This is a genomic window from Prevotella histicola (genome assembly GCF_055385135.1).
The window spans coordinates 1,661,088-1,676,043 of the sequence record NZ_AP043793.1 but is presented as its reverse complement, the minus strand read 5'-3'; the positions used below and the strand labels follow the sequence as shown (position 1 = coordinate 1,676,043).

Here is a 14,956-nt window from a genome sequence, read left to right as displayed (position 1 = left end):
GAGAAGGTTTCCTCCAAGGCTTCAGAGTCTTGCAGAATTTACCGCTTTTCTTCCCTAAGATGTTGGTCAAAACAATAAGTATTTTTAATTTTTAGATGAACGTAATTACGAAAACAGTTCAATTGCCAGATGGAAGAACCATCTCAATTGAAACCGGAAAGGTTGCAAAACAGGCTGACGGTGCGGCAGTACTCCGCATGGGTAACACTGTACTTCTCGCTACTGTTTGTGCAGCTAAAGAGGCAGTTCCGGGCACAGACTTCATGCCTTTGCAAGTAGATTATCGCGAGCAGTACTCTGCAGCAGGTCGTTATCCAGGTGGTTTCACCAAACGCGAAGGCAAAGCTAACGACGACGAAATCCTTACATCACGCCTTGTGGACCGTGTTCTTCGTCCACTTTTCCCATCAGATTATCACTGTGAGGTTTATGTACAGGTGATGTTGCTGTCTGCAGACGGTGTTGATCAGCCTGATGCACTCGCAGGTTTCGCTGCTTCAGCAGCACTCGCAGCATCAGATATTCCTATCGATTACCCTACATCAGAGGTTCGTGTGGCTCGCATTAATGGTGAGTATGTCATCGATCCAACCTTCGAACAGATGAAAGAAGCCGATATGGACCTTATGGTTGGTGCCACTAAGGACAATATCATGATGGTTGAAGGCGAGATGAATGAGGTTTCTGAACAGGATCTTATAGGTGCTTTGAAGGCTGCACATGAGGCAATAAAGCCTATGTGTGAGATGCAGGAAGAGCTTTCAAAGGCATGTGGTACTGACGTAAAGCGTGAGTATGACGACGAAATAAACGACGAAGAGTTGCGTGAACAAGTACGTAAGGGGACTTACGATGCTTGCTATGCAGAGGCTCAGAGTGGTGACAACGACAAGAAACACCGTGAGGAGACCTACGAGAAGATTAAGTCTGACTTCACAGAGGCTTATGATGCAGCTCATACAGAGTTGTCTGAAGACGAGCTCGAAGAGAAACATGCAGAGATAGATCGTTACTTTGCAGATGTTCAACGTGACTCTATGCGCCGCAGTGTACTTGACACTGGCAAGCGTATGGATGGTCGTGCAACAGATGAGATACGTCCTATCTGGTGCGAGATTGACACTTTGCCAATGCCACATGGTAGTGCACTCTTCCAGCGTGGTGAGACAATGTCACTCTCAACATGTACCCTTGGAACAAAGATGGATGAGAAAATGGTTGATAATGTACTGGAGAAAAGCTACCAACGCTTCCTTCTTCACTACAACTTCCCTCCTTTCTGTACCGGTGAAGCTAAGGCTCAGCGTGGCGTAGGACGCCGTGAGATTGGTCATGGTCACCTTGCTTGGCGTGCATTGAAGGGTCAGATCCCAGCTGATTTCCCTTACACTGTTCGCTTGGTAAGCCAGATTCTTGAGTCTAACGGTTCTTCTTCAATGGCTACAGTATGTGCTGGTACACTTGCATTGATGGATGCTGGTGTTCCAATGAAGAAGCCTGTATCAGGTATTGCTATGGGTCTTATCAAGAATCCAGGCGAAGATAAGTATGCAGTACTTAGTGATATCCTTGGTGATGAGGACCACTTGGGTGACATGGACTTCAAGACTACGGGTACAAAAGATGGTCTTACAGCTACTCAGATGGATATTAAGTGCGACGGATTGTCGTTCGAAATTCTTGAAAAGGCACTTATGCAGGCTAAGGCTGGTCGTGAACACATCCTCAATCTGTTGACAGAAACAATTGCAGAACCACGTGCTGAGATGAAGCCACAAGTACCACGTATCATCCAATTGGAGATTCCTAAGGAGTTCATTGGTGCAGTTATCGGCCCTGGTGGTAAGATTATCCAGCAGATGCAAGAGGAAACTGGTGCAACAATCACCATCGAAGAGACTGAAGGTGTGGGCAAAGTACAGGTTTCTGCTCCTAATAAAGACGCCATTGATGCGGCTCTTGGCAAGATTAAAGCCATCGTTGCCGTACCAGAGATTGGTGAAGTATACGAAGGAACCGTACGTTCTATCATGCCTTATGGCTGCTTCGTAGAGATACTCCCAGGCAAAGACGGATTGCTCCACATCTCTGAAATAGACTGGAAGCGCCTTGAGACTGTTGAAGAAGCAGGCATCAAGGAAGGCGATAAGATTAAGGTTAAGCTCCTTGACATTGACCCTAAGACTGGCAAGTACAAGCTTTCACGTCGTGTTCTGCTTGAGAAACCAGAGGGATATGTAGAGCCACAGCGTCGTCCACGTGGTGAACGTCGCCCACGTCGTGACGGAGAACAACGTCATGATGAGCGTCGTCCACGTCATGAGAACAACAATACTGAGAGCAATGATTAGTCATTGAGTCTTTATAAAATAAGAATCCTCACAGCTACATATTGGCTTGTGAGGATTTTTTTTGCTCTTTTTGAAATAGCGAGATGCCGTACCTAAAAACAGGGTTGTCAGTCAAAGAGAGGATGAAAGGATAGATATTAGAAACATGAAAATATACTTACAATATTAGAAGTATACGCGAACCAAAAACAGAAGGAATTCTTCTTTTTTCAGCTTTGTAACCTAAACATTATCAAACAGTTATGAAGAGGCTCGCAAAAGGGCATCTTTTACAGTGCAAAAGGGCGTCTTTTACATGTCAAAAGGTGCCCTTTTACATTGCAAAAGGGCACCTTTTAGAAGGCAAAAGATGACCTATTAGAAAACAATAGGTAATTAGTTTTTACAAGAGAGGCGTCTAAGCCTCCCACAACAGCACAAACATTGCATCTCTTTATTATGTATTTTATTCCCCGATAACATAAACCTCGCACACGAAACGAACTGTTAATAATACTGAAAAACTTACATATTTACTTGTCTTATTTTATATTAATCAATATCTTTGTTCCCAAATAAACGAAGAGTTAATGACAAAACGTAGGTACAATTTGAAGCGTATCTTCATTGCATGGCTACTCTTGGCACTGTTCATGTTGCCAATGGTTGTTAAGTCTGTGCATATTTGTCAGGTGAATACTGAGCTCTCTACATGCGACCAAGGCTATGGTCACCATGGACAGAACCACAATGCAGACACCTGTCAGATTTGTCATTTTGCCTTCTTCAACTTCCTTCAAGCAGCAAACATTCAGTTGAATGCTGTTGCTATCACCGTCTTAGGCTTCCTCTTCCTTGTGAGTGTCACCTCCTATGTGCGCCCAGAAGTTGAAGTCATCAGCCTTAGGGCTCCCCCAACACGTTTATAATTAAGGTATTCCCAACGCCACAAAGACGTTGTTTGGGATTACTATTGCCGTAACAGACAAGGGAGAACTGTGTCTTGTTACATTTCCTTTAAGGGATGATTATATCCTCTTATTGGCTTCAAACCATTATGTTACGGCACACTTTATCTGCCTGATCATCAAGTCTACGTGTACTTGAAGCGTGCAGAAATCAACTATTTTTATCAATATTCTATAACATTTAGAAATGAAAAAAGCGTTATCAGCTTTTGTTCTTTCTCTTGTTTGCATGGCTATGTTTGCAGGTAATCATCTGTCAAAGCCTCTCCTTTCTAAAGCAAAAGAGGGCGTCGACAGTAGTATTGTCATGCAGGATGTAACCGTATTGGGCAACAGAGAGAAGGATCTCCAGATGAGATCATCCGTCAATACCATCAGTATTGGCAAGCAATTCCTTCAAAACAATTTTGCAGGAAGCCTGATGCAGACACTCAGTAATATACCAGGCGTCAAAGCGATGAGCATTGGGTCGGGACAATCCAAGCCTACAATACGTGGTTTAGGGTTCAATCGTATGGTTGTAACAGAGGACGGTATCAAGCATGAAGGCCAACAATGGGGCGATGACCATGGACTGGAAATAGACCAGTTTGCCATTGATCACATCGAGGTTGTGAAAGGTCCGGCAGCCTTACTGTACGGTTCTGATGCCATAGGAGGTGTCATCAACTTATACAGTAACTATATTCCAACAAAGAAATTCCAAGGAGGAGTATTGCTTTTTGGCCGTAGTAACAACGAATCATTGGGTTTATCTGCACGTTTGCAAGGCATTATGAACCACATTTATTGGAAGGTTAACACCACTCTTATCGACTATGCTGATTACAAGGTACCCACAAACAGTATTCAATATTACTCCTATGATATCCCACTGAAGGATCAACGCCTTCGTAACACAGCAGGATTTGAGCGAGATGGAAGTGTTACTATCGGCTACAAAGGATATAACTTCCACACTGAACTGAAGCTCACTGACTCCTACTCTAAGAGTGGTTTCTTTGCAAATGCACATGGTTTGGAAGTCAGACTGTCAAGCATTGACTATGACAAGTCGCGTCGTGACATTGATTTACCTTACCAAAGTGTGAATCATCTGAAGGTGATGAGCCACACGGTTTACCAACAAGGGGCTCTTGCTCTTGAGGCAAATCTTGCTTATCAGAACAACCATCGCAAGGAACTTTCCGAACCAATATCACATGGTTACATGCCAACTCCACCGAATACATTGGAGCGTGAGTTCAAGAAAGATACCTATACAGCAAACATTATGATGCGTCTTGCCCTGAATGAGCAGCACATGCTCTCCGCAGGTATCAATGGTGAATATCAGCATAACCGCCGTAATGGATGGGGATTCATCATCCCTGACTTCGAAACAACATCCTTTGGCGCTTACGCCTTCGACAGATACACTATCAAAAAGGACTTGATTGTAAATGCGGGGGTACGATATGACCACGTAACAACCAATATTCACAGTTATAACGATTGGTTCAAGACACCTATCAATACCACTGATTCCGTTTACAAACAGCGTTCTCAAGACCTTCATAGGTCGTTTAACAGCCTTACATGGTCGGCTGGTATCAACTATGCTACGGGCAATTGGATCCTGAAAGCAAACATCGGGAAGAGCTTCCGTGTACCTATTCCGAAGGAATTGGGCACCGATGGTATAAATTATCACATCTTCAGATATGAGAAAGGTAACCCTACGCTCAATCCAGAGGAGTCTTATCAGTTAGACTTGGGGCTTCGTTGGGGGAATGATAAGGTCACTGTACAGTTTGATCCTTACCTTAATTACTTCCCGAACTACATCTATATGAACCCAACGCCAAACTATTATGAGGGTCTTCAGTGGTATTATTACACACAGAGTCGTGTCATTCGCTCTGGTTTTGAGCTGCAAGCCAACTGGAAGATACTTCCTTTCCTAAGCGCAGAGTTCAAAGGTGAATATCTATATGCTGAACAATTGTCGGGTGAAAAGAAGGGTTATACGCTTCCTTTCTCAACTCCTTGGTCGGCAGACATGACCCTTAAGTATGATTATTGCCAACAAAAAGTAGGTAATGAAGGCTTCGTTGCACTTAATTTCCACGTCATTGGAAGGCAAAACAACATTGTTCCACCAGAGAAACCAACCCCTGGATACTACACATTGAACCTTTCTGCAGGAAAAGACTTTGCCTTTGGTGATAAAAAACTGCACTTGAGCCTTAACGCAGAGAACCTTTTGAACCGTAAATATTACGATCATACGAGCTTTTATCGGCTTATTGACGTGCCAGAACCTGGTAGGAACGTGGCTTTAATGGTTGGATTTGAATTTTAATTAAACAATATACCACTTAATTCTACAAACAAAATGAGAACGTGAAGGGATGCTTGTGGAGCGCTGCCCACAACAGGTAATATCTCCATAGCATCCCTGTCACACAACCGAGAACAAAGAAACAAAGAGTAAATAAACCAAGACGAAAGTCTTATCAAAAACAAATTAAACGATGAAAAAGAAGTTTTTTATTGGCGCAATGGCGCTGTTGAGTGTTTTCACTATGGCACTTACATCTTGTGATAATGATGATGACCCTACAACAAACGGTAACATCGAGTTCAAAGACATGGAGTTCGGACATGACAACGAGAAAGTTGGCACCATTGGTGACGACCTTCACTTGGAATGTAAGATTACTTCAAACTCTAAAATCACGGGCATTAACGTTACACTTGTAAAGGATGCAAACAACAAAGTAGAGAAATCATACACCAATAACAAGTATATTGGAGTCAAAAACACTACCTTCCACGAGCATCTTGACCTCCCTGAGACACTTACAGAGGGCGAATATGAGTGCACCATCACTGTTACTAACACAGAAGGAGCCGTAAAGAGCATTAAAGAAAAGATCACTTTAAAGAAGAAAATAGTAGATCCTAATGCTCCAAAGATTGAGAATCTGCAGGTAAACACAATGGAAGGAACACCTAATGGTAAGCTTACTATCACAGCAAACATTGAGACTAAGGACCCAGTTGATGAGATTGAGATCGAGTTCCATGGTGATAAAGAGCATGAAATGGAGGTTGATGGCTTCAAAGGAAAGACTGGTAGCTTCACGTTTACCAAGGAAATCACCATCCCAGCAGAGTGCCAAGCTGGCGAATATCACATCCACTTCACTGTAAAGGACAATAAGGGACGTGAGACTACTGAGGAGATTGAGGATTTCATCATCAAGTAAGAACACTTAAAGAAGTATTAAAATACAACAACACGATAGTCTCTGAACCCGTAGAGAAACGGAAATCAGTACGCATTCTCTACAGGTAAAGAGACTCAATCACACAAAAGAAAGACATTATGAGAAAGATTTTGTTCAGTTTAACTGCTGCTGCTGCACTACTCACTATGGTTGCATGCACTAGTAACGATGACATTGTAAAAGACAATGAATTGCCTGTTATCACAGACGCAGGCATCACTGCGAACCCTGTAGATTGCCAAGTCTATAGCCGTGGAGAAACGATTCCATTCCGTTATCGCTTCACTGACAATGAAGAATTAGGCAATTACAACATCGAAATACACAATAACTTCGATCATCACACACACGGTACGCAAAAAGACAACTGTAAACTCGATCCAAAAAAGGAGAGTAAAGACTACAAAAACCCATGGGTATATAAGCAAGACTTTACCATTCCACGTGGAGACAAGGCTTATGACGCCAAACAAGACATTCAGATTCCAGCTGATAGAGATACTGGCGACTATCATTTTGTCATCCGTGTCACCGATCAGGCAGGCAATCAACAACTGCGTTCAATGCCTATTAAGATAAAATAATAGTTAAAACATTCTCGATTTACAAATAAAATGCAATATCTTTGCAGGTCGAGAGTTAAAAAATAGTTAGAAACAAAAGTAGATAATTATGAAAAAGATTATGTTAATGGTAGCTGCTTGCGCAGCTATGGTAGCTTGTAACAATGGCAAGACTACAGCAAACAATGAGAGTAATGACAGTGCAGCTCAGGACACAGCAGCAGCTGGTGACTCAGCTGTTTACGAGGGTATGACACCTGCAGCAGACGTTGCTGGTATCAAATATCGTGTTGCTTTGGCAAAGGATTCATCTAATGGCTTCAGCGTTGTTGAGTCTTATATGAAGTCAAACACCGAGGCTGACACTACATACAACTACACTGGTAAGTATCAGGTTATCAAGAAGGACGTAAAGGGTAAGAGCAATACTTACTATCAGTTCGAGCTTGGTAAGGACAACAAGACCAACTTCCTCGTAGTAAACGACTCTACTCTCCGTCTTGTTAACAGCGACTTTGAGGAGCCAGCAGTTAACTCTAAGGACATGAACTACGATCTGAAGTTGAAGTAATAATCAACCGAATATTGCGCTAATAGCGCTAAAAAACAAAGGGGCTTATCAAGGTTTCACTCCTTGTACAAGCCCTTTTTCTGTTTTATCCATCATCCTGTAACGGGGCAAGTGTACTCCTTACGCCTGTTTCCTACTAACCATTCTTTCATATTCGTACAGCCTCTGCAGGCACGGTAGCCATTGTTTGATGAATAGCAGGAAATATCTTAAAACACAACTTACACCTCCCTTTTGTAAGGATTATTCTTACTCACAATTTAATAGATGCTCTTTTGCCTTCTAAAAGACGCCCTTTTACATGGTAAAAGATGCCCTTTTGATGTGTAAAAGGTGCCCTTTTACAACGCAAAAGGGCACCTTTTTAAACACCTCCTGTAACCTATTGGTTTTCAAAACGATACAGAAGCCGTTTTTTAGCACATTAACTGATTTTACAAAGAGACCACTTCTCAAAACTGTAAATAATCTTTCCTCTTAGCTTTTCCCATATTCTACTCCTTCTACCTGGTCCTTTTTCTTTCCCGATCCTCACATTTCAGGCAATAAAGGATACGACCTTCGCCCCGCAACATCCTATCACATCATGCCTATAGGGGCATTATACAAAGGAAACAAAAGGCAGGAAAGCAAGTGTGTTCCTCATCAGGGGGTGCTATAGTTCGAAGATAATGAGAACTTAACTGTGCTTACCTACAGAAAGACTGCACTGGATTTATACTATCAACTGAGTTTTGTCATCTCCCGAATGACAGCTTCCTGCTGACGATAAAAACTCTTTTCATCCACTTCAGTGACGGGTATCACCTCTGCCAAGCTTGCTGCAAGATTCTGCATCTCCCACGTAATGGCATATCCAGCTTGCTTACGTGCTGCAATACACTTGTCCAATTCGTATTTCGCCCTGGCCTTATCACGACTGAATAGCAAACCTGCCAGCGTATAACGCATACGCTGACGGAACTTCTCTTCACGTTGTGACGAGATAGCTTTGCAGAGTAAAGCTATCTTTTGTTGCTCATCATCAAGGAGATTGGACAACTCATGAAAGAGATAAGACTGTCGATGCTTGGATATAAGACGTAGATAAATCTCAATAGCCTTGTCTTTCTTCCCCATGATACGATAGACTATGGCTTTATAACGCTGATTATTCATGTTATAAGGGCTGTGCTTCAACGCCTCTGCCAATATAGGTGCAGCTTTCAATGCAACGTCAACTGTTGGTGTAGCCTCAACCTCTTTGAACACTTTTCCCACAATACGCATCCCCGTTGAAGGGACTGGATGCCCGTTACTTTGCCCTGTTGTCCAGTCTTCATCAGCAAGTCTGGTGATGCCCCACTGCGTGATGAAGCTGATCATTGAGAATGAAGGATGATGCTCGAAGACAAGTATTGCAGCACGCATCATGGCACTTTGCCCTTTCAAATCCTTATCCTCCATTGTCGGATAGAGTCGCATCAAACTCTGAAAGATTTTGTAAGCTTCTTCTAATCGGCGCTGCTGATAGCGTAACTGCATCATGTCAACCCCCACCCAGAACATCGCTATCGTGGTGTAATGTCCCTTATGCGTTGCATACATAGGGACGATAGCTGCATAAGCCTCCTCAGTTCGCCCTTGCTTTCGTAGTTCAAAGATATCCTTTACTTCCATAGCATTAAGATTAAAAGAAGGCAGACCCCAAGCCGAAACAGTATGTTCAGCTTTAGGATCTGCCTTTTCGTTATGATTTATTGATCAAATTCCAGTTAGTTATTGATTGGTTACTGTAAGACTTCCAGACGTATCTGGGTTCGGCTTACATGCCACATTGTTATGTGTTTCATACTCCAATATGAAGTAATTGAGCCATGGACAAACATAACCAGCCTTGGAATTGATTTGCGCATTAGGCTCATAATTAGTATTATCTTTGCGTCTGATCTGCTGAGCAAGGCGTTTATTATCAAAGTAAACAAGACCTTCTCCCCAAAACTCAATACGCTTCTGTATCAACAACTCCTTTATAAACTCATCCATAGTGGTAGCATTACCAGCCTGATAAGAGCCATCCGTGTAACGATAGTCATTGATGAACGACTTCAAAGCAGCTACACCGGCAGCTACACCGTCGAGATGTGCAGTGCATTCAATGTCGATAAACTTCATCTCCTCTACACGCATCAAAGGCAAACTAATGAATTGTCCCTCATAAGTGTCTACCCTATTACCCTTTGCTGGACGGAATTTCGTGTTTACATAAGCTGGAAGAGCCTTCCATTCCTCCTCATCTAACAGAGAATTCTGTACTTTATGGCCTGCAATCATCAGAGATTCATACTGCTTGTAACCGTCATGTGTACCCGCTGCATCAGGTGAAACCCATGAATAACGGCGCCAGTCACCTTGTCCGATCTGCCCATATAGCCAACTACCTATCATGCGGAAAGCCTCATAAGCACGTGTCAATCCCCAGTCAGTCTCGGTTGTTACACTACTTGTAAACGTATAATAGATATACGGTATCTGCTCACGTGTACTGTAACCTAAGCACCACATCCATGCCTGATTAGGCGTATTGAATCCCGTCTTAGGGTCAAGCCACTCCGTTTCTGTCACCGGACTGTATCCTGTAGAAGCCAACCGTGCGTAGTCACGAGCCTTCTCATAACACTCACGAGCCGTATGAATGCCTAACTTATCATACGTTATTGCCGTTGAATCTTCGGCTGCTATCGCCTTATCTAAGTCTGAACTGGATTTGTCAAAACGGCTTGCCATATCCAACCAAAGACGTGCTTTCAATCCATAAACAACACTAAGATCGGGCATTTTCTTATCAGAACGTACATAACCTTGTAGATACTTTTCTGCATTATCAAGGTCTGTTAGGATGAAGCGATACATCTTATAGAAAGGAGCTCGTGGATTATGACGCATCTCAGAGTCAGGTGTTTTCTCTGTCACGATGGGCACTGTAAGTCCCCATATATTGTCTTTCGTAGCCTTATCATCCAGACTTGCGATACCAGTTGGCTTAAATTCGAACTGCCGAGCTATGTCTAAATAAGCCATTGCACGATAAGTCAATGCTATACCAAGGTAGTTCTTTGAAGTCTCAGACGCCGTTGCAGGATCTATAACACTTGCAAGATTATTGCACGTAGCTATGAAATTGTAATAATAACGATAAGTGTAATAAGCCTTAAAACGCGTTTCTGTACCGCTTTCTACAGATGGCCAATAGCTATAGTTACTACTATAGACAGGGAAATCAGCCCCAAGAACCTCTCTATAGAACATCTGACAAGGATAACCCCAGTCATTAGTAGGATACCCACTACTACCCCATGAATTGATATCAATCACATAAGAGATGATACCATTCAGTAAACTTTGTTGTGAAGAAGTCAGATTCTTCACTTGCTGGGCAGTAAGTGTCGATGACGGATCAATGGTATCAATACATCCTCCAAGGCTAAATGTCGTTGCAACAAACGTCAACGAGAAGAGATATCTTAATATACGGTGTTTCATAATTTTGTTTTTTTTCATTTGAAATGACATTAGAATGTAACTTTAATACCGCCAGAGACTGTTCTGGAAGGGCTATAAGTTGCCGTACTACTACTTCCGGAGAACGATCCACGTGGGTCAAAGCCCTTACGTTTGCTCCAGTAATACAGGTTATCTGCAGCCAGATAAACACGTATACTACCCAATCCAAAACGCTGAATCAGATGGTTTGGAAGTGTATAACCGAAGTTAAGATTCTGCAAAGTCAAGTAACTTCCACTGATAAGGAAGCGATCACTAAGTGAAGAAGAGTTCGCATCATTGTATTGCCAACGTGGGATATTACTTGAGGTATTGGTCTCTGACCATGCATTAAGCATATCTTTATGAATTGCAAAGCCAGTAGATGTACCACTCGGAACGCCCATCATCCCTTCATAACCATAGTCACAAGACTTCCCACCAAGGGAGTAAGAGAATGAAACGGACAAGTCGAAGCCATAAGCTGTTAGTGTTGTGCCGAATCCACCATAGAGGTCTGGATGTGGACTTCCACATGCATAATAGTCTGCATTACCATAGACATCAGTCGTCTTGAGGCTTCCATCCGTATCATTGTAGTACCACATAGCCTTTCCTTCACTTGATACACCAGCATAACGTGGGATATACCATTCGTAAATAGGGAGTCCTTCAGCATAGAGTCTGCTACCATTCATATAACCAGCATGCCCATCTACGACGAGATCTGCCTTAAGAGCATCTGCCAATCGGGTAATTTTGTTCTTGTAAGTTGTGGCATTAAAGTTCACATCCCAATTGATATTCTTGGTTCTAAGAAGTGTAGCTGAGAGGTCAAACTCCAATCCTTGGTTCACCATATCACCAATATTGTCATACATTCCACTATAACCAGCAGAATAAGGTGCGAATACAAAGCAGAGCATATCAGTCGTTTTCTTATAGAAATACTCAACACTTCCGCGTATCCGACTATTCAAAACTTCATAGTCAAAACCAACATTGAAGTTGTTATTGGTTTCCCAAGTGATATTAGGATTACCCTTTTCATTGAGTACCAGACCAACCTTACCATTGCTATTCACGATGCTGTAAGTATCAATATAATGGAAATCACCGATATTATCATTTCCTTGCTGACCAAAAGAAGCCTTCAACTTCAACATATTCATCCAACGGAAAGGCTTCATAAACTTCTCTTTTGTGAGAATCCAGGCACCTCCTACAGAATAGAAGTTACCCCAACGATGAGCTGGATCGAAGCGACTTGAGGCGTCACGACGGTAAGAAACACTTCCGAAATACTTCTGATCGTAATCGTATTGACCACGGAAGAAGAAGCCTTCTGACTCATAAATACTATTACCAGACTCACCTGTATTGTCTAATTTAATAGCTCCAGCCAGTGTCTGATTGGTAAAGTAAGATGCCATACCAGTCTTTGAGCCGAACAAATTCTCATAACTACTACGATAGAACTCATGTCCTAAGAGTAATTCCATGTGATGATGACCAAACTCATGATGGTAATTTGCGAGCTGTTGGAAGTTATATGAGTAAGTCTGTTCACTTGATCTTGATACGAAACCAGTAGGGTAAGCCGTATGACTGTATCCATAAAATGGTTGTGTTGCTTCTGTTCCACGAGAGTCATAGCTTGTTACTGCGCCATTAAGAGTAATCTTTAACCCAGTAATCGGCATAATATCAGCATAGCCAAAGAACGAATACATGTTGTTCTTACTAGTGTTTGTATTCAAACGATTCTCCTGTAATGGATTAAGATTAGGCAACACTGGACGCATATAACCAATCACTGAGCCAGCTCCATAATCGTACATTGGACCATTTTCGTCCGTCAGAATATTACCCTGTCCATCACGTATATAGGCAGGATAGAGGGGCGCCATATTGTTAATTTGATAGAAAAGACCATTGCCAGTAGATGGAATTACATGATACTTTGTACGACTGAAGTTCACGTTTGTACCAACTTTCAACCAATCCAAAGCCTCATAATCAGCCTTAGCACGTACTGTAATACGATTGAAATCAGAGTAATAAGCAATACCTTCATTGTTCAAATATCCTAAAGAAAGATAGTACTGCATCTTGTCACTACCTCCTGTCAGGCTGATATCATACTCTTTTCGCAAGCCGTTTCGGAACCCTAAGTTCTCCCAATTATCAGGTTTTATCATGTAGTCTTTACCTTTATAATTGAAGACACGGCCTAATGTAGCATTTGGATTGATACGTCCATCAGCCCCAATGAGCTCTTCTCCAGCAGGAACAGTGAAGATTGGATAACCCAAACCACCAGATGCACCAGAAGAAATCAATTGCTTATTAGCGGCAATCGTAGCTTGAGCAGGTGTTAATCCTAAACCATTTACTTGATAATTATATAATGCTTTATAATATAATTCATAGTATTTAGCAGGGTCAGAAATCGTTTCATAGTCTCGTTTAATACGACTGTTAACACCCCATTTCATATCAATTGCTATGTGTGCCTTACCTGCTTGTGCATGTTTTGTGGTCACCATGATAACGCCATTGGCACCACGCGCACCATAAAGGGCTGTTGAAGAAGCGTCTTTCAGTACTGTAACCGATGCGACATCGGCTGGGTTAAGGTTATTCCAACCGCCATCATAAGGTGCACCATCCACGATAATAAGTGGTGCCTGACCAGCACTGATACTGCTGAAACCACGTACACGGATGGCAGGAGTAGCTCCTGGCTCACCACTATTGTCTACGATCTGCACACCAGCAGCCTCACCCTTCAAGCTACTCATCACATTATTGAGTTGCTTATTCTCAATTTTCTTCGAGTCAACAATAGCAGCTGAACCCGTAAAAGCTGAACGTTTCTGTTCTCCGAAGGCTGTGATGACAACTTCATCCAGTGTAGAATTCTCATTGACCATAGTGATTTTCATCGTCGGTCGTGCTGGAATCACTATAGTTTTCATGCCGACATAAGAGACGGTCAGCTTAGCTCCAGGCTTCAAGTTGTTCAAAGTAAAGTTGCCATCCATGTCTGTCGCCGTGATATTCTTTGCGTCTCCAACGACCTGAACCGTAGCACCTATAACGCTTTCTCCAGTCTCATCGACGACGACTCCCTTAGAAGTAAATGGTTGCTGCGCATAGCTTACCACCGCTGTCAGCACCAATAGTGAAATTAGTATGAGTCTTTTCATATCAAAAGGTAGGTTATAAAATTAGTATTCTCTAGATTCATAAACACGATATTATTTTATTTCGCAAATATAAATAAAACTTTTAAACGAACAAATTAATCACAGATATTTCTTAAAAAAAATATTTTATCGCCACGAAAACAAGGATACAATAAGCTTTATAAGCGTATTTCGTACAATATATAATAATCAATTGATTCTTTCTATTAATAAAAAAGAAAGCTCTACAGAACCCTCTTACCATGGAATATCGGTATTCTTTCCTTACAAAACAGAACTGTATGAGATGCAAAAAGGCTATTATAACTCACAGATAGAGAATAGATACAGAGACGGGGAATGCTTATAATGTAATAAAAAATCAGCATGTGCAAAACAATAGATGCTCTTTTGCAATGTAAAAGAGCATCTTTTGCAATGTAAAAGAGCATCTTTTGCAATGTAAAAGGGCATCTTTTGACGTGTAAAAGGTGCCCTTTTGAAGTGTAAAAGGGCGTCTTTTACTTTGCCCATCA

The 14,956-nt window shown here is 42.0% G+C and carries 9 protein-coding genes; 6 read left to right on the top strand and 3 right to left on the bottom strand.

Annotation, left to right across the window (positions count from 1 at the left end; all coding sequences use genetic code 11):
• Nucleotides 1-95 precede the first annotated feature (95 nt).
• The 6 genes from pnp to ACZ48L_RS06705 all read left to right on the top strand — a co-directional run bounded on the left by pnp (nt 96) and on the right by ACZ48L_RS06705 (nt 7,707).
• Nucleotides 96-2,351 carry a polyribonucleotide nucleotidyltransferase gene (gene pnp, locus ACZ48L_RS06730; protein ID WP_455078170.1) on the top strand — a complete coding sequence of 752 codons (2,256 nt, stop codon included), beginning with the start codon at nt 96-98 and terminating at the stop codon, nt 2,349-2,351.
• 569 nt (nt 2,352-2,920) lie between these two features.
• Nucleotides 2,921-3,259 (top strand): hypothetical protein, encoded by a 339-nt coding sequence (locus tag ACZ48L_RS06725; protein ID WP_025791488.1) that lies wholly within the window; start codon nt 2,921-2,923, stop codon nt 3,257-3,259.
• Nucleotides 3,260-3,485: 226 nt separating this feature from the next.
• The gene (locus ACZ48L_RS06720; protein ID WP_025791490.1) at nt 3,486-5,642 is read left to right on the top strand and encodes a TonB-dependent receptor; all 2,157 of its coding nucleotides are present in this window, start codon (nt 3,486-3,488) and stop codon (nt 5,640-5,642) included.
• Nucleotides 5,643-5,814: 172 nt separating this feature from the next.
• Nucleotides 5,815-6,552 (top strand): DUF4625 domain-containing protein, encoded by a 738-nt coding sequence (locus tag ACZ48L_RS06715; protein WP_025791492.1) that lies wholly within the window; start codon nt 5,815-5,817, stop codon nt 6,550-6,552.
• A 119-nt stretch (nt 6,553-6,671) separates the two neighbouring features.
• Complete coding sequence (locus ACZ48L_RS06710; RefSeq protein ID WP_025791494.1) at nt 6,672-7,157, top strand: DUF4625 domain-containing protein; 486 nt, start codon at nt 6,672-6,674, stop codon at nt 7,155-7,157.
• 88 nt (nt 7,158-7,245) lie between these two features.
• Nucleotides 7,246-7,707 carry a copper resistance protein NlpE N-terminal domain-containing protein gene (locus tag ACZ48L_RS06705; RefSeq protein WP_008823548.1) on the top strand — a complete coding sequence of 154 codons (462 nt, stop codon included), beginning with the start codon at nt 7,246-7,248 and terminating at the stop codon, nt 7,705-7,707.
• Nucleotides 7,708-8,430: 723 nt separating this feature from the next.
• On the opposite strand, the gene ACZ48L_RS06700 is transcribed toward ACZ48L_RS06705, so the two are convergent.
• From ACZ48L_RS06700 to ACZ48L_RS06690, 3 genes are all read right to left on the bottom strand, one after another.
• Complete coding sequence (locus ACZ48L_RS06700) at nt 8,431-9,366, bottom strand: DUF7017 domain-containing protein (RefSeq protein ID WP_219448499.1); 936 nt, start codon at nt 9,364-9,366, stop codon at nt 8,431-8,433.
• Nucleotides 9,367-9,465: 99 nt separating this feature from the next.
• The gene (locus ACZ48L_RS06695; RefSeq protein WP_464721972.1) at nt 9,466-11,229 is read right to left on the bottom strand and encodes a RagB/SusD family nutrient uptake outer membrane protein; all 1,764 of its coding nucleotides are present in this window, start codon (nt 11,227-11,229) and stop codon (nt 9,466-9,468) included.
• Nucleotides 11,230-11,258: 29 nt separating this feature from the next.
• Complete coding sequence (locus ACZ48L_RS06690; RefSeq protein WP_464721971.1) at nt 11,259-14,441, bottom strand: SusC/RagA family TonB-linked outer membrane protein; 3,183 nt, start codon at nt 14,439-14,441, stop codon at nt 11,259-11,261.
• Nucleotides 14,442-14,956: the final 515 nt, after the last annotated feature.

Excerpts from the sequence above, each read along its gene's own strand:
- pnp (WP_455078170.1), top strand. The coding sequence starts at position 96 with ATGAACGTAATTACGAAAACAGTTCAATTGCCAGATGGAAGAACCATC.
- ACZ48L_RS06725 (WP_025791488.1), top strand. The coding sequence starts at position 2,921 with ATGACAAAACGTAGGTACAATTTGAAGCGTATCTTCATTGCATGGCTA.
- ACZ48L_RS06720 (WP_025791490.1), top strand. The coding sequence starts at position 3,486 with ATGAAAAAAGCGTTATCAGCTTTTGTTCTTTCTCTTGTTTGCATGGCT.
- ACZ48L_RS06715 (WP_025791492.1), top strand. The coding sequence starts at position 5,815 with ATGAAAAAGAAGTTTTTTATTGGCGCAATGGCGCTGTTGAGTGTTTTC.
- ACZ48L_RS06710 (WP_025791494.1), top strand. The coding sequence starts at position 6,672 with ATGAGAAAGATTTTGTTCAGTTTAACTGCTGCTGCTGCACTACTCACT.
- ACZ48L_RS06705 (WP_008823548.1), top strand. The coding sequence starts at position 7,246 with ATGAAAAAGATTATGTTAATGGTAGCTGCTTGCGCAGCTATGGTAGCT.
- ACZ48L_RS06700 (WP_219448499.1), bottom strand. The coding sequence starts at position 9,366 with ATGGAAGTAAAGGATATCTTTGAACTACGAAAGCAAGGGCGAACTGAG.
- ACZ48L_RS06695 (WP_464721972.1), bottom strand. The coding sequence starts at position 11,229 with ATGAAACACCGTATATTAAGATATCTCTTCTCGTTGACGTTTGTTGCA.
- ACZ48L_RS06690 (WP_464721971.1), bottom strand. The coding sequence starts at position 14,441 with ATGAAAAGACTCATACTAATTTCACTATTGGTGCTGACAGCGGTGGTA.